Origin of the sequence: Enterococcus sp. 3G6_DIV0642 (assembly GCF_002140635.1) — a bacterium.
Lineage (GTDB): Bacteria > Bacillota > Bacilli > Lactobacillales > Enterococcaceae > Enterococcus_D > Enterococcus_D casseliflavus.
On the sequence record NZ_NGLH01000001.1, the window covers coordinates 92,060 to 114,540 of the forward strand.

Below are 22,481 nucleotides of genomic sequence, written 5' to 3' on the forward strand. Positions count from 1 at the left end.
AAATATACTAAAACGCAAAGGGTGGTTTTATGGATAAAGTAACCATCGGGTTCGCCCCGACTAGAAGAAATTTGTTTAGTGCAGAAGCAGCTATTGATTACGCCAATCTGACACGACAAAAAATGGACGAACTCGCCATTGATTATGTAGATATTTTAGATATCAACGAAGACGGCTTACTATACGATGATGAAGGGGTTGAAAAAATCGCCGAAAAATTCAAAGCAGCGAAGATCGACGGTCTTTTTCTAGCCAATGAAAACTTTGGTACGGAATATGCCTGTGCTCGTCTAGCCAAAAAACTAGATGTCCCCGTCTTACTGTGGGGACCTAAAGATGAGACGCCAGCCGCCGACGGTTCACGTTTGCGGGATACGCAATGCGGTCTTTTCGCTATTGGGAAAGTCTTGCGCCGTTTCAAGGTACCTTTCACCTATGTCAAAAATTCTGATATTGATTCACCAGAATTTGCCCGCGGCTTGCAAGACTTTATCAAAGTCTGCAATGTCGTCAAGACCTTCAAACAAACACGAATCTTGCAAGTTGGCCCACGCCCCTTTGATTTTTGGACTGTGATCTGCAACGAAGGCGAACTATTGGAGCGTTTCAATATTTCGCTATCACCAGTACCGATCCAAGAAGTGGTGCAAGAAATCAAGAAAGTCAAAGAACAGCAGCCAGATAAATTGCAAGCAGTCATTGATTATTTCGAAACCAATACGGAAGTCCAAATTTCGGCGAGAGATTTGGAGATGGTGGCAGCCCTTAAAGTGGCTTTGCAAAACTTATGTGAAAGCTACGGCTGCAATGCAGGAGTCATCCAGTGTTGGACGGCCTTACAAGACGAAATCGGTATTTTACCGTATGCCTCCCTGTCGCTGTTACAAGAAGAAGGCTTGCCTTTTGTCTGTGAGACGGATGTCCATGGGGCGATCTCGGAACTGTTGGTCGAAGCCGCTTCGTTGGGGGAAAATCGAGCGATCTTTGCGGATGTCAACTGCCGCCATCCAGAGAACGAGAATGGCGAATTGCTGCAACACTTAGGAGTTTTTGCTTATTCCACTGCAGAGACCAAACCGATCTTGCCGCAACGACATTTTGTTTTTGACTATCCAGGATCAGTCGCTTTTCGGGCAATCAAAGACGAGTATACGCTGTGTCGCTTTGATGGGGACAACGGCGAGTACTCACTGCTGATGGGCACTGGTAAAGGGATCGATGGCCCATACAATCAAGGGACCTATCTCTATCTGGAATTTGCGAATTTGAATCGCTTGGAATTCAAACTCGTTGAAGGCCCTTATATTCATCATGTTGCGGCGGTCAGAAAAAATGTGGTGCCGATCTTGTACGAAGCATGCAAATACATCGGTGTGCAGCCAGATTTTTATGATCCAATCGAAGAAGACGTCAAAGCATACTTGAGAGGGGATCAATCATGGAAATAAACGAGCTGGAGATGAAGGCTTTAACGATTCGAAAATCCGTGTTAGAGCTGATCTATCAAGCAAAAACGGGTCATACTGGTTCGGATCTTTCTTGTACCGATATTTTAGTGGCCTTGTATTATCGGATAATGAATGTCGATGCGAAAGATCCTCAAAAGCAAGATCGTGACCAGTATATCCAAAGTAAAGGACATGCGGCAGAAGTATTATGGGCCGTTTTAGCGGACAAAGGTTTTTTGCCGAAAGAAGAATTAGCCACCTTTTCGCAATTTGGTTCAAGACTGATCGGTCATCCAAACAATAAAGTAGCTGGTGTTGAGATGAATACTGGTTCGCTAGGTCACGGCTTACCCGTCGCAGTAGGGATCGCTTTGGCAGGCAAACTGGATCACCGCACGTATCAAACCTATACGTTGTTGGGAGATGGCGAATTAGCAGAAGGCTCGGTATGGGAAGGAGCCATGGCGGCTGCCAACTACCAGCTGGACAATTTGACCGCCATCATTGATCGCAACGGCTTGCAGATCACGGGCGCCTCGGAAGATGTGATGGCAGTGGAGCCGCTAGATGAAAAATGGCGTGCCTTTGGTTGGGATGTGCATATCGTTGATGGCAATGATATGGCTGCCTTGGTGGCTGCATTAGAAAAACCGCATCAGCCCAATCAACCGAAGCTGATCATTGCTAAAACCATCAAAGGCAAAGGCTATTCTGCAGCCGAAAATCAAGCGCAATGGCATCATAAAGTGCCAACGGCAGAAGAGCTTGCACAAGCTATTGCCGAACTTGATCAGCAAATGGAGGTTTTGACTCATGGGAAAAAATAATATTGCCAATCGCCAAGCGATGTGCGACGTATTGATTGAAGAAGGAAAAAAGAATCCTGCGATCACGGTGTTGACCAGTGATTCTCGTGGTTCCGCTTCGTTAGCACCTTTGGCCAAGGAATTACCGACACAATTGGTGGAAGTAGGGATCGCAGAGCAAAACATCGTCAGTATTGCGGCTGGCTTAGCCCATATGGGCAAACGCCCTTTCGTTGCCTCTCCAGCTTGTTTTCTCAGCATGCGCAGTATCGAGCAGATCAAAGTCGATGTCGCGTATTCGAATAAAAATGTCAAACTCGTAGGTATCAGCGGCGGTGTCAGTTATGGGGCATTAGGCATGAGTCATCATTCCTTGCAAGACATCGCAGTGGCACGAGCGATCCCTAATTTGCAAGTGCTGTTGCCAGCAGATCGCTTTGAAACGATCCAAATGTTTAAAGCCTTAGCGGCATCAAATGAACCAGCCTATATCCGTCTCGGTCGCAATCCTGTTGAAGATTGTTATGATTCTGCAGATTATCCTTTTGAGATCGGCAAAGCCATTGAGCTGAGAAGCGGCCAAGATGTCGCATTGATCGCCACCGGCGAAACCGTGCGCCAAGCGTTGGATGCTGCTGAGCTATTGGAAAAACAAGGCATCACTGCTTCCGTTTTAAATGTTCATTCCTTGAAGCCCTTTGATTCAGAAACGGTCAAACGAGTGGCGAAAGAAACAGGCACCGTGATCACTGTGGAAGAACACAGCCAATACAACGGCTTAGGAGCTGCCGTGGCGGAAACACTGACAGAAGAAACGGACATTCGACAAAAAATCATTGCTTTTCCGGATGAAGCCTTGATTACTGGTTCTTCGTCAGAACTGTTTGCCCATTATGGCTTAGACGGTGCCTCCATAGCGAAAACAGCGGTTGCGTTTCTAGGAGCTTAAGATGGACAAGACCTATCAGCTGGTTTTAGATCAGAGTACATCCGGTACCAAGCTCTTACTGTTTCAAGAAGGGAAAATCCTGCAACGTTACGATAAAAAACACCGCCAAATTTATCCAAAAGTCGGGTGGGTCGAACATGATCCCCTCGAGATTTGGCAAAATGTCCAAGAATTGCTGGCACAAGTGTTTCAAGAACAAGCGATCACTGCAGATCAAATCGTTTCCTTGTCATTGACCAATCAGCGAGAAACGATCATTGCATGGGACCGATTGACTGGCAATCCCCTGTACAATGCGATCGTGTGGCAATGCAACCGCAGCGCCGCGATTTGTGAAGAATTGACGGCACAAGGCTGGGAAAGGACGATCAATCAAAAGACCGGTTTACGCTTAGACCCGTATTTTTCTGGCACCAAAGTGAAATGGCTGGCACAAGAATTATCGGCCATCAAGGAAAAGTCGGGAACTGGCGAGTTGGCGATCGGTACGATGGACAGCTGGCTGTTATGGAATTTAACGCAAGGGAAAGTATTTGCGACAGAAGCCAGCAACGCTTGCCGAACATTATTTTACAATATTGAAGAGGGCCGTTGGGATGCAGAACTCGTCAAACTTTTTGGCATCCATTTAGCAGACTTGCCAGCGATCAAACCTGCTGATGCGGTTTTCGGTGACTATCACGGAATCCCTATCAAAGGGATCTTAGCCGATTCACAAGCGGCATTATTTGGGGAAGGTTGTCAAAGCCTTGGGGATGTAAAAATCACGATGGGCACCGGTTGTTCGATCATGATGCAAGTGCAGCAGGAGCAGACGTTGCGAGATCGCCGCATTTTGACGACGGTCGGCTGGCAAACTAGCCAGGAAACAGCGTTTGCGCTAGAAGGCATCATCCGTTCCTGTGGTGACGCCATCAACTGGTTCAGTGAGCAAGTGGCTCCGCTGCCAGATGTAGCTGAGATCTGTCAAGAAGTGCTGACCAGTGACAGTCAAGAAGACATCTATTTTATCCCAGCATTGCAAGGAATGGGTGCCCCTTTTTGGGATAATACGATGACTGCCAGCTTTGTCGGCATGAAACGCACGACGACGACTCATGAGCTGTTGAAAGCCGTTTTAGAAAGTATCATTTTTCAAATCAAAGCAGTGATCGATGTGATGGAAGAAGTCGCTGAACGACTGATCAATCAGGTAATGATCGATGGCGGTGTTTCGAAAAACCGCGCCTTGATGAGCTTATTGGCGACTTTGATCAATAAACCCGTCATCGTCAGCGAAGTCGAAGAATTTTCAGCCATCGGCACGATGCTTGTTGCCAATCCAACCATGAATGAACCAGCTATTCAGCAAGCCACGATCGTTCCGCAAGCCGAACAGGCCGTGATCCGTTTGAAATATGAAAAATGGAAACGGTTCATTGAGAAGTCAGCTGCTTTTAGTGAAGGATAAAGGAGGAACTATATGGAGACCCAACGAATCCAATTGAATCAAACGGCTTACGTTGATACCTATTTATTGCACCAATCCAAAGAGTACAATGTCGGCAAGAAACGACCGCTAGTGATCGTCTGTCCAGGCGGCGGCTACGCATTTACCAGTGATCGAGAGGCGGAAGTCATTGCCTTGAAATTCAATAGTATCGGGCTAAATAGTGTTGTTTTATGGTACACCACCGGTGACCAAGTGAAAAACGTTCCCCATAATGCCTTGATGGAAGCCGCCCAAACCGTCAAAATCATTCGTGCGCATGCTCAAGAATGGTTGGTGGATGAGGAACAAATCATTGTTTGCGGTTTTTCAGCAGGTGGTCATCTAGCGTTGCAGTTAGCGACGCGCTGGCACGATGCTGAGCTGGCAGAAGCATTGGGCGTCAGCAGTGACTTACTGAAAGTGAATTTGGCGATCGCCGGCTACCCATTGGTTTATCAAGAGCATGCCTTCCCAATCGATGAGCTAGGCTTTGCCGCTAGTCTGATCGAGACACCTTTAACTGCCAACGAGCGCTTTTTTGGGAGTAAACAACCGACGGAAGAAGCCATTCAATCCATGAACATTTTGCATCATGTCGATCAGTGGACACCTCCGATGTTTCTCTGGCATACGACGGAAGACGTCTTAGTCGATGTGGCACACTCGTTGAAGCTGGCGGTCAAATTAAGAGAAGCAGAAATTCCATTTGAACTGCATATTTTTGAAAAAGGCGAACACGGACTGGCATTAGCGGATCGAACAACGGCACGCAAGCCAAGTCACCTCAATACCCATGTCGCCAAATGGTTTGAGCTGTGCGAGGGCTGGCTCAGCAGTTATATTGATTAAAAAACCGCCAGTGCACAACTTGTGCCGATGAAAGGAGAGCACCACCGTGAAAATCACCGTGAGCCAAAACAAACGCACCTTATTGCGAGACGGCCAGCATTTCTTTTATTTAGCCGATACTTGCTGGAGTGCCTTTACTAGTATTCAAGAAAATGACTGGATCACCTACTTAGACAAACGCAAAGAGCAGGGCTTCAATACCTTACAAATCAATGTGTTACCGCAATGGGATCGCAGCCGTGGTCAATTTGACTGCTTGCCGTTTCCTGTTGATGCGGGCGTCTTTGATTTTACTGTTTGGGAGGATGCCTATTTCGAACGGGCTCAGCGTCTTTGTAAAATTGCCGATGAGAAAGGCTTTACTTTAGCATTGGTCGTCTTGTGGTCAAACTATGTCGCCGGCACGTGGGCTAGCCAGTTGGACAAAGAACGCAACGTGTTGCCGGAGGATTGCCGCCAGGTCTACTATCAAAAAGTGATTGCGACTTTTGATGCCTTCCATCCGATCTACTTTATTGGTGGCGATACGGATTTCCCAACACAGCCAACCATCGATACGTATCTAGAAGCCTTTGCTTTCTTTGAAAAGCATTCGCCGAATACCCTGAAAACGATTCATATCAAGGGACGTTTTGAAGAGATTCCTGAACCTATCGTCGAACATTTGGACTTATTTTTATACCAATCAGGTCATAACAGCGCCTTTTTGAATATGCCTTATTATTTGGCAGAGCGTTTTTATCAACGAGAACCGCAGCTGCCGATCATCAACTCAGAACCTTGCTATGAACAAATGGGCTATGCCCGTCACGTATACGGTCGATTTGGTCAAAAAGATGTCCGCAAAGCAGCATGGCAATCACTGTTAGCCGGCGGCTCGGCTGGGATCACGTACGGTGCCCACGGCATCTGGAGTTGGCAAACCCCGACGGCGACCTTTGCGGAAGAAATCGGGGAAGCGTTTGACCGTCCGATGATTTGGCCAGAAGCTTTGTCTTTTCCTGGGGCAGATGATTATGGCTTTATCAAGCAATTATTCGAATTATTAAATATTCAGGAGCTCGTGCCTTGCCAAGAGCGCTTGATCGATGCAAATGAACAGATTCGTATGGCAGCCATCGCAGGATCGAAGGATGCGTTGCTTTACTTGCCAAGCAATACAACAGTTCGCCTGCAAGGAGATCTTTCTACAGCGACCGTCACATTGATCGATTTGAATACCAATCGTTTCTTGAAACCAAAACTGACAGTTACCGATGGTATCACTGTTTTCCATCCCCACAATTGTCACGAAGACGTATTGTTCGTCATCCAAATAAAGGAGTGAAAAGAAAATGGATAAGTATATGGATAAGGTGTTAGTATTTGCAGATAAAATCTCCAACAATCGGTATTTAAAGGCAATTTCAAACGGGTTGATGGCGACGCTGCCGATCAACATTATTGGCTCGATCGCCTTATTGTTAGCAGTTTTGCCGATTCAAGGATGGACAGACTTTATCAATTCGATCAATATTGGCGGCTATTTTTCCGTCGGTTACAGTATGACCGTTGGGGTTATCTCAGTGTACGCTTCCTTTCTGGTCGGTCACCGTTTAGCGACAGAATTTAAGCAGTCGGCAGTCCCTGCCGGCATCGTTTCACTGTTTGCCTTTTTGATGATGACGCCAATGGTTACCTTAGAGGAAACAACGACCCTCGACATGAGCAAACTCGGCGCTCAAGGCTTGTTTACCGCTATGATCTGCGGCTTAGTCTTTGCTCGTTTGTACTGCTTTATTTTAGAAAAAAATATCGCCATCAAAATGCCAGCAGGCGTGCCGCAATTTGTGACGGATACCTTCGCCGGTTTGATTCCAGCAATTATTTCTGGGTTTGCCGCGATCGTCATTAGCTGGGCATTCAGTTTTACTTCTTATGGCTCATTCTCAGATTTCATCTATCAAATCTTGGCAATGCCGCTGCAAAGCTTGTCTTCTAGTGTAGGTTCGTTGTTATTTATTGTACTGATCCAAATGGTGCTATGGTTCTTCGGTATCCATGGTTCGTTGGTGGTGGGTAGCTTTGTCACCGCTTTGTACTTACCAATGGATGTGGAAAATATGGATGCTTTAGCTAGTGGTGTTGCTCGTTCCGAGCTGCCGAATATTTTAAGTCAGTCCTTCTATAACTTATTTTCTGGTATTGGTGGTGCCGGAGGAACATTATCATTAGTAATCGTTTTGCTTTTATTAGCAAAATCCAAGCAATCCAGAACAGTAGCGAATTTAAGTGCTGTCCCTAGTTTATTTACGATCAATGAACCAATTATTTTTGGATTGCCGTTGATTTTAAATCCGATTATGGCGATTCCATTTATTTTAACACCACTGGTACAAACCCTAGTTGCTTATCTAGCCATTTGGAGTGGTATCGTTCCACGACTTAGTGGGGTACAAGTTCCTTTTGGTACACCGATCTTTTTAAACGGCTTTATCGCTGGTGGTTGGCAAATTGCAGTTCTACAAGTTGTTTGCGTTTTGGTAGGCTGCTTGCTGTACATTCCTTTTGTTAAAGTCTTAGATAAAGGAAAATTAAAAACCGAAGCAGAAGCTGCGCAAGCTGAGGGTCAAACTGAAAGTATCGATGCAACGGGGGAAACGGTTTAAAAGAAACCGATTTTATGATGACAAGCCAACGAGTTAGTGCTATAGTTAAAGAAAGAAAACCCACGTGGATTGTTACTGACTCGATCAGGCAAGACCTAAATAAGAAAGCGCTCTTCTCGTTTTAGCAGCGGCTCTTATTTAGGTTTTTTGTTTTTTATCGGGGATTTTTCAGTAATCAGCTAGGTAGGTTTATCAAAAGAAAACAAAAGGAGAACGAGCAAATGGCAAAATTTCCAGAAAATTTCTTATGGGGCGGCGCGACCGCAGCGAATCAATTAGAAGGGGCGTTCGATCGCGATGGCAAAGGCTTGTCAGTGGCGGATGCAATGCCTGGCGGCAAACAGCGTTTAGCGATTTTAGGCAGTGATACGTTTGATTGGACGATCGATGAGGACAAATACACCTACCCAAATCATCGCGGGATCGACCATTATGACCGTTTCAAAGAAGACATTGCGTTGTTTGCAGAAATGGGCTTCAAGAGCTATCGTTTTTCTATCGCATGGACACGTATTTTTCCAAAAGGCGATGAAACGACACCAAACGAAGCTGGGCTAGCATTTTACGATGCGCTGATCGATGAATGTTTGAAATACGGGATCGAGCCAGTGGTTACGATCTCCCACTATGAAATGCCTCTGCATTTAGCCAAAGAATATGGTGGCTGGAAAAATCGAGCATTGATCGATTTCTATGAACGTTTTGCAAAAGTCGTCTTGGAACGTTTCCACAGCAAAGTCAAATACTGGATGACCTTTAATGAGATCAACTCTGCTTTCCATTTCTCCGCATTGAGTCAAGGAATGGTCAACAGCACGGGTGCCAGCGACTTTACAAACGTGATCCAAGCGTGGCACAATCAATTTGTTGCCAGCAGTAAAGCAGTCAAAATCGGCCATGAATTAAACCCAGAGTTACAGATCGGTTGTATGATCATTTATGCAACGACTTACAGCATTGATGCGAACCCAGTCAACCAAGTGGCGACGATGATCCATAATCAAGCCTTCAACTACTACTGTGCCGACGTGCAAGTACGTGGAAAATACCCATCCTTTACGGATCGTTTGTACAAAGAACACGGCGTCAATAAAGAGGATCTTGAGATTACCGAAGAAGACTTAGCCTTGATCGCTGAACATACTGTTGACTATGTTGGCTTCAGCTACTACATGTCTTCTGCCGTGGATATCACCACAGAAGAAGCCGATGAAGTGCAAGGAAACTTGTTGGGCGGCGTCCGCAATCCATTCTTAGAAGCAAGTGAATGGGGCTGGCAAATCGACCCAGAAGGGCTGCGCATCGCGTTAAATGAACTGTATGATCGTTACCAAAAACCGTTGTTTATCGTGGAAAACGGCTTAGGAGCCATTGATACCTTTAACGAAGAAGGTAAGATCGAAGATGATTATCGTATCGATTACTTGCGCCGCCACATTGAAGCAATGGGCGAAGCGATCGCTGATGGCGTAGACTTGATCGGTTACACGCCATGGGGCTGTATCGACCTTGTCAGTGCTTCAACAGGCGAAATGAGCAAACGCTATGGCTTTATTTATGTTGACTTTGATGACGAAGGCAACGGCACGATGGATCGTTCCAAGAAAAAATCCTTCGATTGGTACAAACAAGTCATTGCAACAAACGGAGAAGAGTTGGCCTAAGTGTTTCGTTAGACTCACGGATGACACAGGATCCGTTATAAAAGAAAACCGATCAACGGTGCTCCTATACAGGCGCATCGTTGATCGGTTTTTTTTGATATTTGGTTTTAACGGGTACGTTCATAGCTGTCTCGTAACAAAGATTGGAGTTGTTTTTCTGATACAGAGCCATCTAGTAATGCGGTGAGCCAATGGTTTTTATTCATGTGATAAGCGGGTAAATAGCCGCGACTTTGATTGATGATCGAAACCATTTCGGGCGCTGCTTTGACATCTAAAATTTCGATCATTTCCGTTCCTTCCAAGCCTAATTTTTGCTTTTCTATAGTCATCAGCAAGCCAAACCATTTGCCGCTTTTACGGTGCCGCAAGACTTGGTACTCGGGAAACTTTGCAAATGGATGGTCGATCTGAACATCATTGAAGGTCTGAGCGAAGGCGATCAGACGGTTTTTAAGATCCATGGGTATCCCTGCCTTTTCATAATAGAAAACTACTTATATTATACCACTGGTTCCTCTTATCTAGCGTAACCGTTTCTGATAAAGCATCCGTGCCAAGAACCAGCTCACCACTACGATACCGCCGCACCAGCTAAAGGCACTGATCAAGGTGGTATCTTTCAAGTTTAACAAAAGCCCGCGCAAAGAATGGATGATCGGCGACATTGGTTGGTATTCAGCAAAAACGGCTAACGGACGCGGCATGGTTTCCGTAGGGACGAAACCAGAGCTTAAGTAGGGCAAAAGGGTGATCAAGACAGTAAACAAGGTAGCTGTCTCGGGGCTTTTGGCGATGAGCCCAACCAGAACTGAGACCCAAGTAAAGGCGAAGGTGAAGCAAAAGATCAATAGGAAGGCGAGTCCCCAGCCTGCAACTGTGGCTTGAGGGCGAAAACCGATGACCATGGCAACGATCAACACGACCAAGGTGCTGATCAAACTTCGAAGGGTCGCGGCGAAGACATGGCCGTTTAAAAAGGCTGAGTTAGAAATACTCAAGGTCATCAGCCGTTCCACCATGCCGGATTTCAAATCTTCCGTCACCGTTACCCCAACGGAGGAGGCGCTTTGGGCGATACATTGGACGAGAACACCAGGAACGACAAAATCGACATAAGAGGTATCGCCGACGTTCATGGCTCCCCCAAAAACATAGACGAAGAGGATCATTAAAATCGCTGGGGTCAAAATCCCACTTAGCAAAGTCTCCATACTGCGAATCGATAGCAAGAGATTACGTTTGAATAAGGTGTTGGTTTCTATAATTGCTTTCATTGGTTTCCTCCTTGGACAAGTGTTAGAAAAATATCTTCTAACGAAGCATTCTTTTGATTAAAACTGGTGATAGTGATCGGTAGTTGATTGAGTTCCTGCAACAGCGTGAAGGAATGCTGGAAGTCTTGACTGACGGGAAATGCCAGAGAGAGACTGGACTCATTGACTTGCAGCGGAAAGTCAGACAGATGCTGTCGCATGGTCTGCAAGTGTTCTTTCGTCAATACGCTGATTTCCATCGTTTGTGAAGGATGCAGTGCTTTGACTTCCGTTGGTGTTCCTTGCAAGATGATTTTCCCTTCATGCAAGATGGCGACTTGGTCTGCTAAAAATTCAGCTTCTTCGAGGTATTGAGTCGTCAGGAAAATCGTTCGTCCTTGAGCGGCGATCTCTTTGATCATGTGCCATGTGGCTAAGCGGTTTTGCGGGTCTAACCCGGTCGTTGGTTCATCCAAAAAGAGCAGGTCAGGTTCGCCGATAAAACTCATGGCGATGTCTAAGCGTCGTCGCATGCCACCAGAATAATTTTTGACTAGTCGGTTGCTGGCATCCACCAAATCAAAACGCTCTAACAAATGTTGGACGATAAACTGTTTGTTTTTGACATGGCGCAAGGCAGCAACCATCAGCAAGTTTTCTCGTCCGGTCAGTTCTTGATCGACGGCGGAAAATTGCCCTGTCAGACTGATTTTTTCGCGAATCGCTGCTGGATCTTTGGTCAAGTCGATCCCATCGATCAGCGCGGTTCCTTGGTCAAAAGGTAGGATAGTGGACAAAATTTTGACTAAAGTGGTTTTTCCAGCGCCGTTTGATCCTAGTAAGACAAATACTTCGCCAGGAGTGACGTCAAAAGTGACCTCTTTCAAAACGGTTTTGTCTTTGAAGCTTTTTTGTAAATGTTTCACGTGAAGCATTTTCTTTTTTATATGGATATCCATAGCTTTTCCCTCGTTTCTATAAGATAATTCAACTATAAAGGCTCTTCGGGAAAAGCAACTGCTTATTTCAATATATTGAAAAAGAAGGTGAAAAAATGAACAATTATGGTGCGACAGTGAAAGAGCTTCGCAAAAGCAAAGGCTTGCTGTTGAAGGAATTAGTGGATGAACAATTGTCGATGTCTTTGCTATCGCAATTTGAAAATGGCAAAACGACGATTTCCTGCGAACGATTTCATCGCTTGCTAGATAAATTGGAAGTGAGTTTTGCCGAATTTCAGCTGCTGCATACGGGGGAGCATCATTCGGAGGCTCAAAAGCTAATGGTTGACTATGTCCGTTCGATGGGGATCGAATCCATTGATGAAGTACCTAAATTAAAAAAGAAATATCAAAAGCTGACCACGTACTTTCAACAGCATTACTCCTTGGAGCTGGACCACTTCTTACAACTGATCCGTTTTGACTACTTGATGAAAGAGGAGCTTTTTAAAGGGGTGCCCATCGAGGAGGCTTACCTGAAACACAATTACTGTTTGGACTCTGCCAAGCATTACTTGCTGAATACCGATACATGGGGTGTTTATGAGCTGCGGCTGTTTGCCCGCGTAGCAATTTCGATGGAGCCAGCTTTGCTTTGGCGCTGCTTGACGATCGCCATCAAAAAGAGTCAGCGCTTTGCAAAAATTCCTGGCAATGAAGATATTTTGTACAACACGTTTGAGACGGTATTTTCTGTCTTTGCTGTTTTCGACGAGGCAAATTATGCGGAAAAGACCTTTCATTTATGGCGAGATCATGTTTATGAAAAAGAGCACATTGAACAAGCGATCTTTATGCCATTTTTTGAAGGCTGGACATGTCTATTAAAACAAAATAAGGCACAAGCGGCGGACTTGATGCAGCAAACGTTAGATCAGCTGGAAAGATTAGGCATGAAGAACACGTTTGCTATGTATCAATTATTAAGCACATCTGTATTGAAAGAAGAGTTTCCAGGGATTTTATTGAGTGATCCATTGCTTTCTGAAGGAACCCGCTTTGGCTGGGAGTAGCTAGAAAAAGCTGTTTCCCGCCTATGAAAGCGCCTTATGTTTAAGAATCGGAGAGGAAGTGATTAAAAATCAGTAAATGCAAGCAATTTGCTTCTTTTTTACTGATTAGAGGAGTATATTCGAAGTTGGAATTTTTCTTTATTTAGAATTATTTTAATGTACTTTTTATGAAATAGGAGGATGTAGGATGGATATTGTGACACTAGCGCGAATCCAGTTTGCGATGACGACGATTTTTCACTTTTTCTTTGTACCGTTTTCGATCGGAACTGGTGTCGTCGTTGCAATTATGGAGACACTTTATGTGATCAAAAAAGATGAAAAATATCGCCGGATGACGAAGTTTTGGGGGAATATTTTTCTATTGAGTTTTGCTGTCGGGGTCGTGACAGGGATCATTCAAGAATTTCAATTTGGGATGAACTGGTCAGACTATTCTCGTTTTGTCGGGGATATTTTTGGTGCGCCCTTGGCTTTAGAAGCTTTGTTGGCGTTCTTCTTAGAATCGACGTTCTTAGGACTGTGGATCTTTACATGGGATCGGGTCAGTCCCAAGCTGCACGCCACCTTTTTCTGGTTGGTGACGCTAGGTTCGATGCTATCGGCGTTTTGGATCTTAGCTGCCAATAGTTTTATGCAGCATCCAGTGGGGTATACCTTGAACAATGGCCGGGCAGAAATGACTGACTTCGGTGCATTATTGGCAAATCCACAAGTGTGGTATGAGTTTTTACACGTGATCACCGCTGCCATCACGATGGGTGGGATCATTGTTGCTGGTTTATCAGCCTTTCGTCTGTTGAAGAAAGACAAAGACATTGACCGCGACTTCTTCAAAAAATCAATGCGGATCGGTTTTGCGGTGGCATTGTTCGGTTCATTCACCGTCTTGCTAGCTGGGGATGAACAAATGAAATACTTGGTTGAAGAACAACCAATGAAATTTGCCGCAATGGAAGGAACTTATGAAGATACCGGGAGTCCTGCGGCTTGGACTGTCGTTGCTTGGGCGAATGAAGCGGAACATCACCAAGTCTTCGGTATTTCGATTCCCTATATGTTGAGTATCTTAGCCTTCAATGAACCCTTCGGCTCCATCGATGGGATGGATACGGTCAATCAGCAATTGATTGAAACCTACGGTGACCGCAATTACTACCCGCCGGTCAACACACTCTTTTGGAGCTTCCGGATCATGGCTGGTTTTGGTGCCTTGATGCTGTTGGTTTCTGGTCTGGGGTTGTATTTTACGCGTAAGAAGAAACCGTGGCTCTTTGAAAAACGCTGGCTGCTTTGGGTAGTGGCGATCACTTTGTTCACCCCATTTATTGCCAATACAGCTGGTTGGTTAATCACGGAGTTAGGGCGTTACCCATGGACGGTTTACGGCTTGTTTACGATCGAAGATAGTGTGTCACCTAACGTTTCCGTGACCTCACTCTTGATCTCAAACATCGTTTACTTCCTCTTGTTCTCTGGCTTAGGCGGAACGATGGTCTATCTGGTGAAACGGGAAATGGATCATGGACCTGAAAAAGAAGCCTTCGGTGAAATCAGCCAAGGAGACAACCAAGAAGGGTACGAAGACCCATTTGATAAGGAGGCGTTTGAAGGATGACCGGTCTGCAATTACTATGGTTCACGTTGATTGGGCTTTTATTTTCTGGCTTCTTCTTTTTAGAAGGGTTTGACTTTGGTGTGGGGATGTCTGTGCAGACATTGGCCCACAATGAAGAGGAAAAAGACCAGATCGTCAAAACGATCGGGCCTGTCTGGGATGGCAATGAAGTGTGGCTATTGACCGCCGGCGGAGCGATGTTCGCCTCGTTTCCATACTGGTATGCTTCTTTGTTCAGCGGTTTTTATTTGATTTTGTTATTGATCTTAGTCGGGTTGATCATTCGTGGTGTTTCCTTTGAGTTTCGAGCGAACTTCCCGAAAGAACACAAAAATATTTGGAACTGGACGTTGACGATCGGCAGTACGATCGTGCCATTTTTCTTCGGTCTGATGTTTGTCAGCATGATCCAAGGAATGCCTTTGGGTGAAGATGGCAACATGACGGCAACCTTTACGGATTACGTCAATCCCTTTTCAATCGTTGGCGGGATCGCGTTGACCTTGTTGTGCTACTTGCACGGATTAAACTATATCGCTTTGAAAACGGAAGGTCCGATTCGGGCACGAGCACGCAACTATGCAAGTATTTTTTATGGCATCCTATATGCAGGCTTAGTCGTCTTTGCTGTGATGCTTTACTTCCAAACGGATTTCTTCGAAAATCATTTTGCGATAACGCTTGGTTTGTTGCTTGTGATCGTTGTCCTGACACTGATTGCAAATATCGGCGTCTTTAAAGGCAAAGAAATGATGGCTTTCATTGCGAGCGGCTTGACGTTGATCGCTTTGGTGGCATTGATCTTCACAGGGTTATTCCCAAGAGTCTTGATCAGTTCGATCGATTCAAGCTATGACCTGTTGATCGCTGATGCGTCTTCAAGCCGCTACACATTGAAGATCATGAGTTATCTTTCACTGACGATCTTGCCTTTCGTCTTGGCCTATACGGCTTGGAGTTACTATATCTTCCGTAAACGGATCAGTCATACGGAGGCGTTGGAGGGGTATAAATGATTGATAAACAAATCATGAAGCTCCCAGGAATGAAACAACTTTTAGGGCTGCTTGCGGGACTTTCGTTCCTGCAGGCGCTCTTCATTATTGGGCAGGCGTATGGATTGGCACGTGCCATCACTGGCTTATGGGAAGGACGACCATTAGAGGAACAGTGGGGCTGGATTCTGCTGTTCTTTTGTTCGTTTATCGCCCGACAAGCCGTTATCTATTTCCGTTCCAAAAGACTCGATGATTACAGTTACCAGCAAGCCGCCGATCTGCGGGATCAATTGTTGGAGAAATTGTTTCGGGTCGGTCCTCAGATCGCACAACAGCAAGGGACGGGGAATGTAACAACGATGGTCTTGGAAGGGATCAACCAAGTCGAAAACTACTTGAAATTGATTCTTGCCAAAATCATGAATATGTCGATCATTCCTTGGGTCATTTTGGCACTCGTTTTTTATCTGGATTGGGAATCTGGCTTGGTCTTGCTGTTGGTGTTCCCCTTGATCATCATTTTTATGATCATCTTGGGCTATGCCGCGCAAAGCAAAGCGGAAAAACAATACCGAACGTTTCAATTACTGTCCAATCATTTCATCGACTCCCTGCGAGGGATCGACACGCTGAAATTGTTTGGGGTCAGTAAAAAATATGGCAAGAGTATCTTTGCTTCCAGCGAACGGTTTCGGAAAGCGACGATGGCTTCATTAAAAGTCGGTATTTTATCGACCTTCGCCTTAGACTTTTTCACGACCTTATCGATTGCCGTCGTGGCAGTCTTGCTAGGCTTGCGGCTGATCAATGAAGGGATCTTGCTGTTTCCGGCGTTAACTATCTTGATTTTAGCACCAGAATATTTCTTGCCGATCCGCGACTTTTCCAGTGATTACCATGCAACCTTAGACGGGAAAAATGCGATGACTGCGGTGACGGAGATCTTGCATCAGCCAGAAGCCCAAGTACCGGCAGTAACGGTGCCTCGTTGGCAGGAAGACGCCCAGTTAACGATCGATCAGCTGGCGTTTTCCTACGAGGAAAAAGCGGCTTTGACGGATATCAACTTGAACGTGACTGGCTTCAAAAAGATCGGGATCATCGGTTTGAGCGGTTCTGGCAAGTCTACCTTGATCAATACCTTGAGTGGCTTTCTCGTGCCAGACAGTGGCGAGATCACTCTTGGAGGGGCGAAGACCACGGCCTTTCGCCAAGCAAGCTGGCAAGAACAGCTGATCTATATTCCGCAAAATCCTTATATCTATCGGTTGACCTTGCAGGAAAATGTCGCGTTTTATCAGCCGACAGCTACCAAAGAAGCCGTACTTAAAGCCATTGAAGTGGCAGGCTTGACTGAGCTTTTGGCGGAGCTGCCGCAAGGGTTGGACACGATGTTAGGAGAAGGGGAACGGCATCTAAGTGGCGGACAAGCCCAACGGATCGCTCTAGCCCGTGCCTTTTTAGACCAGCAACGAAAGATTCTTTTGTTTGATGAACCAACGGCTCATTTGGATATTGAAACCGAAGTTGCCTTAAAAGAACGGATGCTACCGCTGATGGAAAACCGTTTAGTCTTTTTTGCAACCCATCGCTTGCACTGGATGGAAGAAATGGATGAAATCATCGTGATGGATCAAGGAAGAATCGTGGAACAAGGAACCTTGGCACAACTGCAGCAAAAGCAAGGTGCTTTTACAGAACTAGTCAATGGAATGAGGAGGGAACAGCTTGAATAAAATCGGCTTATTGCGCTCATTGAAAACTGATACGTGGGTCAAGCCTTTCTTGTCAAAATACAAAAACGTTTTGGCGCTGGCCTTATTCCTAGGCTTCTTGACCTTTTTCTGTGGTGGGGCACTGATGTTTAATTCTGGGTACCTGATCAGCCGCTCGGCATCGATCCCAGAAAACATTCTATTGGTTTACATCCCCATCGTACTGACCCGAGCGTTTGGGATCGGCCGACCAGTCTTTCGCTATTTGGAACGGTTGACCAGTCATAGCTGGGTCTTGCGCATGACCTCTAATTTACGATTGAAATTGTACAACGTAGTAGAAAAAGATGCGATCTTCTTTAAGCAAGCGCATCGCACAGGGGATATCTTGGGCTTATTGGCAGAAGATATCAACCATATTCAAAACCTGTATTTGCGGACGATCTTTCCTACTGTGATCGCTTGGATCTTGTATGCGTTCTTGATCATTGGACTCGGCTATTTTTCTTGGTGGTTTGCTTTGGTGATGCTGCTGCTATTAGGAACCATCGTCTTTGTCTTGCCACTTTGGTCGGTGATCATCAACGGCGCGCGGCAAGAAAAGCAAAAACATATGAAAAACAACTTGTATACGACACTGACGGATAATGTATTAGGGGTTTCTGATTGGGTCTTCTCTCAAAGAGGGAGCGAGTACGTGGCTGCCCATAAGGAACTGGAAACGCAGTTGCGGGCGGTGGATGAACAGATGCTGTCCTTTGATCGCCGGCGTGATTTTCTTTTACAAAGCATCTTTGGGGTGATCGCTGTCGCATTGCTGCTTTGGACCAGCATTCGCTTTCCAGGTAACCACGGAGGAGCAGCCAACTGGATCGCTGCCTTTGTCCTGTGTGTCTTTCCTTTAGTTGATGCATTTGCGCCATTACCGTCAGCTGCTCAAGAAACCAATCGGTACAAAGACTCCATCGATCGCTTCAATGCATTGCCAGAAGAAAATCGCCAAGAGGTCTCCATGGAGCAACCGTTAGTACCTGAAGTGACGGGCCTCGTGTCGATCACAGTCAAGGACTTGCATTTTCAGTATCCTGAAGGCAAAGAAGTGCTTCATGGGCTGGATCTAACGATTCCTGCACATCAAAAACTAGCGATCCTTGGCCGCAGCGGTTCTGGGAAAAGTACATTTGCCTCCTTGTTGCGAGGCGATCTGCAACCGACGCAAGGGGCGATCACCTTAAATGACGTGCCAGTGACGGCATTGAGTGAGTCAATCAGTGACTTGATCGGTGTCATCAATCAAAGTCCCTATCTTTTCCATACGACCGTCTTGAATAATATTCGGCTAGGCAATGAGTCGGCTTCGGAAGAAGAAGTCTGGCGCGTACTGGAGCAAGTCGGGTTGAAAGAAATGGTGGCAGCTTTGCCTAATGGTTTGGCGACGATGGTGGATGAAGCCGGCTTGCGTTTTTCTGGTGGAGAACGGCATCGTTTGGCATTGGCGCGAATCTTGCTAAAAGACACCCCAATCATCTTATTGGATGAGCCAACCGTCGGCTTAGACCCAATCACGGAGCAAGGCGTACTTGAAACCTTTTTCCAAGTGCTGGAGAACAAAACGATCATTTGGATCACCCACCACTTGCAAGGAATTTCGATGATGGATCGTGTGCTTTTTATTGAAGATGGTCAGTTGACCATGAGCGGAACACCTGCCGAATTGGCCGCAGAAAATAAACATTTTCAACACTTATTGGCCATTGACCAAGGACGACGATAAAAAAGAGCGTCCATCAATCAGTGATGGACGCTTTTCTTCTCATTGCTCTATGGCTCAGTAATTGCGCTGCAAGAGCAGTTCAGTTAATGAACGAATTTTGGCTTTGCTAGGTGCTTCTGGCAGCAGATCGATGTCGTCTAAGGCTTTTTGCGTGTAGGTGACCGCGAAAGCGCGCGCTTTTTCGACACCGCCGTAACGGACGACAAGATCCGCAACTTCTTGGGCTTCTGCCAAGGAGAGTGCTGCTTTTTTATTCAAATAAGGAGCGAATGCTGCAGGTGCCTGTTCTTTGGCAAATAGCAGCGGCAAGGTATAGACCCCTTGCGCCAAATCTTCTAGAATCGGTTTTTTCAAGGTGCCGCTATCAGAGGTGTAGTCGAGAATATCGTCGAATACTTGAAAGGCGATCCCGATGTTGCGCCCGATCTCACCAGCTCGTTCTTGGTTTTCTGTGTCGAGGCCGCCAAAATGAGCGCCTTCGAGACAAGCGAGCCAAAACAGTTCAGCGGTTTTGCCGTTGATGCTTTGCAGATAGTCGTCAATCGATTCATGGATGTTGTAGCGAGTGTGCATTTGATCAAGTTCGCCTAAAAGGAGTCGTTTCATGGCTTGTGCGTTGGTTTTTAAAAACGGGGAGCCATTCATACTTTCGATCAAAAGCTCAAAAAATTGGGTGAACAGAAGATCACCCGTGTAGACCGCGATATCCTTGCCATATTTGGCTTGAACAGTGACTTGACTGCGCCGCAGCGGCGAATCGTCAATAATGTCGTCATGGATCAAAGTGGCCATGTGTAAAATTTCTAGAGAAGCAGCAATTTTTGTTAATTGGTCGGTTTTTTTATAATGGGGATCGCCTAAGTCAGCAAACAAAAAAAAGAGCGCTGGCCGCAGCATTTTCCCACCTGAATAAGTAAAGTCGATCAAAACATCTTGTATCTCTTTGTTACGAACAGTAACGTGTTCTTCAATGATGGAACATACGGTTTTCAATCGTTGTTCGATCGTCGGATAATCGATCCAAAAGTCAAACATAGTATAACCCTTTCTAACAGTCATTCAGCCCTTATTCTAGCGTAAAGGGGCGTGATTGACTAGTTTAATGCACTCACTAAAGGAGGTGAAGTTGTGACGCTACCTGTATTTTTAGAACTTGTCGAATTTAAAGCAAAAACCGCCAGTATTTTGCCATTTTTTATTGGTGTCTGCTACAGCTGGTACAATTATCAAACGATTCATCTTGGCTATGTCTTGTTGTATTTCATTGCCATGCTGATCTTCAATATGGCGGTGGATATTTTAGATAACTACAACGATTACCATCATGCCACAGAAGGGCATGATTACAAAGAAAAAACCAATATCATTGGTCGGGAACAATTGTCTGTCAAATTGGTTTTTTGGTTGATGGTCTCCATGATCATCCTTTCCGCTGCCATGGGGATCGCCTTGGCAATGGTGGTTGGCTGGCCGCTCTTTTGGATGGGGCTGTATTGTTACCTAGTCGGGATCTTTTATTCCTCTGGTCCACGGCCGCTTTCTAGTTTGCCTTTAGGCGAGTTCTTTTCCGGCTTTACGATGGGCTTTATGATCTCATTGATCTGTGTCTATCTTAATGCCTATCAAACCTTTGAATGGAACATTGCCACGATTGGCAGTATTTTCTTGATCTCATTACCCAACACATTATGGATCGCCAACTTGATGCTGGCAAACAACATTTGTGATCTGGAAGAGGATGAAAAAAATGAGCGCTATACGCTGGTGCATTACCTTGGTAAAGCCCGTGCGTTGAAATTATTTATCGTGATGAACGTCTTGGCGTTTGTTGCGATCATTGCCTCAGTTGCTCTCAACATTGCGCCTTGGTCACTGGTTCTGACCTTTTTCGCGGCGCCCTTTGTCTGGCAACAGACAAAACGATTTATGCAAAAACAAATCAAAAGAGAGACCTTCATTTGTGCCGTTCGGATCCTTGCGGTCGGAGCATGCGTACAAGTGCTGTGTTTTGCGATTGGTTTGATTTTATAATTTTTACAGCAAAGAAAGGAAGTAAGGAAACATGAAGGAAGTTGTCATTTTAGGAGCAGGGTATGCTGGATTGCGAGCATTGCACGTACTGCAAGGAGCAAAAGAAGCGTTTCACATCACATTGATCGACAAAAACGATTATCATTATGAGGCAACCGATCTTCATGAAGTTGCGGCTGGTACGCAACCAAGAGACCGCATTTGCTATCCCATCAATGATGTCGTTCGTCCCCAAAAGACGAGCTTTGTTCAAAAGGAAGTGGCGTCGATCGATCGTAACCAGCAAGTGATCGTTTTTAAAGATCAATCCACGTGCACGTATGATTATTTGATCGTGGCGTTAGGCTTTGAATCAGAATCATTTGGGATCCCTGGTGTCGAGGAGCATGCGTTGGAAATGGTGGATGTCGACTCCGCAGAAAACATCTATCATCATTTGTTGAAACAAATGAAGGCATACAAAGAAACACAAAATCCTGACTACCTAAAAATCGTTGTCTGCGGTGCTGGTTTTACCGGAATCGAATTGCTAGGTTCATTGGTGGAAAACCGTAAAACCTTTGCGAAAGCAGCAGGCGTCAAGCCAGAAGACATCAAACTGTATTGTGTCGAAGCAGTGACTCGTTTATTACCGATGTTTGATGAAAAACTATCGGATTATGGGATCAAAAATCTCGTTAAATGGGGCGTGAACTTCCTGACTGGTAAACCCATCAAATCAATCAAACCGGGTGTCGTTGTCTATCAAGATGATGCCGATACAGGAGCAACAGCTGAATTATCAGCCAAAACCATCGTTTGGACCACAGGCGTCAGCGGCAGCCATGTGATGGCTGAATCAGACTTTTCTGCTCGTCGTGGTCGCGTGATGGTCAATCAAGACCTAACAGACCCTGATCATAGTAACGTCTATGTTGTCGGTGATGTTTCAGCAGTCATGGACCCAGCGACCAATCGCCCGTATCCAACAACGGCTCAAATCGCTTTGAAGATGGGGCAGCATGCGGGTAAAAATATCTTACGTCAAATGAACGGGGAAAAACCAACAGATTTCCACTTTGAATCATTAGGTTCAGTGGCGTCTATCGGCAATACCCATGCCTTTGGCTTAGTAGGGAAAATGGGCATCAAAGGCTATCCCGCTTCCGTGGTGAAAAAAGCCATTATGGACCGTTCCTTGTACCAAACCGGTGGGGTCAAAGAAGTATTGGCGAAAGGCCGCTTCGACTTTTATCATTGA

The 22,481-nt window shown here is 45.6% G+C and carries 19 protein-coding genes; 15 read left to right on the plus strand and 4 right to left on the minus strand.

The window, feature by feature from the left end:
- Positions 1–29: 29 nt before the first annotated feature.
- The 8 genes from A5878_RS00430 (at position 30) to A5878_RS00465 (ending at position 9,835) form a co-directional block, all read left to right on the plus strand.
- Entirely contained in the window at positions 30–1,448 is a 1,419-nt protein-coding gene (locus A5878_RS00430) for an L-fucose/L-arabinose isomerase family protein (protein ID WP_086294322.1), read from the plus strand.
- Positions 1,439–2,275 carry a transketolase gene (locus A5878_RS00435; protein WP_005231740.1) on the plus strand — a complete coding sequence of 279 codons (837 nt, stop codon included), beginning with the start codon at positions 1,439–1,441 and terminating at the stop codon, positions 2,273–2,275. The genes A5878_RS00430 and A5878_RS00435 overlap by 10 nt, the downstream gene beginning before the upstream one ends.
- A complete protein-coding gene (locus A5878_RS00440; RefSeq protein WP_086294323.1) occupies positions 2,262–3,203 on the plus strand; it encodes a transketolase family protein in 942 nt (313 codons plus the stop codon). The genes A5878_RS00435 and A5878_RS00440 overlap by 14 nt, the downstream gene beginning before the upstream one ends.
- 1 nt (position 3,204) lies before the next feature.
- On the plus strand, positions 3,205–4,653 hold the full coding sequence (locus tag A5878_RS00445; RefSeq protein WP_086294324.1) for a glycerol kinase: 1,449 nt from the start codon (positions 3,205–3,207) through the stop codon (positions 4,651–4,653).
- A gap of 12 nt (positions 4,654–4,665) precedes the next feature.
- A complete protein-coding gene (locus A5878_RS00450) occupies positions 4,666–5,523 on the plus strand; it encodes an alpha/beta hydrolase (protein ID WP_086294325.1) in 858 nt (285 codons plus the stop codon).
- A 46-nt stretch (positions 5,524–5,569) separates the two neighbouring features.
- Positions 5,570–6,850 (plus strand): DUF4038 domain-containing protein, encoded by a 1,281-nt coding sequence (locus tag A5878_RS00455; RefSeq protein WP_086294326.1) that lies wholly within the window; start codon positions 5,570–5,572, stop codon positions 6,848–6,850.
- Between the two features lie 7 nt (positions 6,851–6,857).
- Complete coding sequence (locus A5878_RS00460) at positions 6,858–8,171, plus strand: PTS sugar transporter subunit IIC (RefSeq protein ID WP_086294327.1); 1,314 nt, start codon at positions 6,858–6,860, stop codon at positions 8,169–8,171.
- A gap of 221 nt (positions 8,172–8,392) precedes the next feature.
- Positions 8,393–9,835 carry a glycoside hydrolase family 1 protein gene (locus A5878_RS00465; RefSeq protein WP_005226517.1) on the plus strand — a complete coding sequence of 481 codons (1,443 nt, stop codon included), beginning with the start codon at positions 8,393–8,395 and terminating at the stop codon, positions 9,833–9,835.
- A gap of 107 nt (positions 9,836–9,942) precedes the next feature.
- Here A5878_RS00465 and A5878_RS00470 read toward each other — a convergent pair whose 3' ends face one another.
- Genes A5878_RS00470 through A5878_RS00480 form a run of 3 tightly spaced genes read right to left on the minus strand, consistent with a single transcriptional unit; the run spans position 9,943 to position 12,050 of the window.
- Entirely contained in the window at positions 9,943–10,299 is a 357-nt protein-coding gene (locus tag A5878_RS00470; protein ID WP_086294328.1) for an MmcQ/YjbR family DNA-binding protein, read from the minus strand.
- 60 nt (positions 10,300–10,359) lie between these two features.
- Positions 10,360–11,112: an ABC transporter permease gene (locus tag A5878_RS00475; RefSeq protein ID WP_086294329.1), complete on the minus strand. Its 753-nt coding sequence runs from the start codon at positions 11,110–11,112 to the stop codon at positions 10,360–10,362.
- Entirely contained in the window at positions 11,109–12,050 is a 942-nt protein-coding gene (locus A5878_RS00480) for an ATP-binding cassette domain-containing protein (protein ID WP_086294330.1), read from the minus strand. Before A5878_RS00480 ends, A5878_RS00475 begins: the two co-directional genes overlap by 4 nt.
- A 95-nt stretch (positions 12,051–12,145) precedes the next feature.
- On the opposite strand from A5878_RS00480, the gene A5878_RS00485 reads away from it, so the two are divergent.
- From A5878_RS00485 to cydC, 5 genes are all read left to right on the plus strand, one after another.
- Complete coding sequence (locus A5878_RS00485) at positions 12,146–13,105, plus strand: helix-turn-helix transcriptional regulator (RefSeq protein WP_086294331.1); 960 nt, start codon at positions 12,146–12,148, stop codon at positions 13,103–13,105.
- Positions 13,106–13,292: 187 nt separating this feature from the next.
- The gene (locus A5878_RS00490) at positions 13,293–14,723 is read left to right on the plus strand and encodes a cytochrome ubiquinol oxidase subunit I (protein WP_005226527.1); all 1,431 of its coding nucleotides are present in this window, start codon (positions 13,293–13,295) and stop codon (positions 14,721–14,723) included.
- A complete protein-coding gene (cydB, locus tag A5878_RS00495) occupies positions 14,720–15,739 on the plus strand; it encodes a cytochrome d ubiquinol oxidase subunit II (protein WP_086294332.1) in 1,020 nt (339 codons plus the stop codon). The genes A5878_RS00490 and cydB overlap by 4 nt, the downstream gene beginning before the upstream one ends.
- Positions 15,736–17,457 (plus strand): thiol reductant ABC exporter subunit CydD, encoded by a 1,722-nt coding sequence (gene cydD / locus A5878_RS00500; protein WP_005226535.1) that lies wholly within the window; start codon positions 15,736–15,738, stop codon positions 17,455–17,457. Before cydB ends, cydD begins: the two co-directional genes overlap by 4 nt.
- Positions 17,450–19,210 carry a thiol reductant ABC exporter subunit CydC gene (gene cydC / locus A5878_RS00505; protein WP_005232834.1) on the plus strand — a complete coding sequence of 587 codons (1,761 nt, stop codon included), beginning with the start codon at positions 17,450–17,452 and terminating at the stop codon, positions 19,208–19,210. The genes cydD and cydC overlap by 8 nt, the downstream gene beginning before the upstream one ends.
- Before the next feature lie 54 nt (positions 19,211–19,264).
- On the opposite strand, the gene A5878_RS00510 is transcribed toward cydC, so the two are convergent.
- Positions 19,265–20,245, minus strand: a complete 981-nt coding sequence (locus tag A5878_RS00510; protein WP_005226544.1) for a polyprenyl synthetase family protein — start codon at positions 20,243–20,245, stop codon at positions 19,265–19,267.
- 93 nt (positions 20,246–20,338) lie between these two features.
- Between A5878_RS00510 and A5878_RS00515 the strand changes: the two genes are divergently transcribed.
- Together A5878_RS00515 and A5878_RS00520 are read left to right on the plus strand one after the other, a co-directional pair.
- Positions 20,339–21,241 (plus strand): prenyltransferase, encoded by a 903-nt coding sequence (locus tag A5878_RS00515; RefSeq protein WP_086294333.1) that lies wholly within the window; start codon positions 20,339–20,341, stop codon positions 21,239–21,241.
- A 31-nt stretch (positions 21,242–21,272) separates the two neighbouring features.
- On the plus strand, positions 21,273–22,481 hold the full coding sequence (locus A5878_RS00520; protein WP_005232831.1) for an NAD(P)/FAD-dependent oxidoreductase: 1,209 nt from the start codon (positions 21,273–21,275) through the stop codon (positions 22,479–22,481).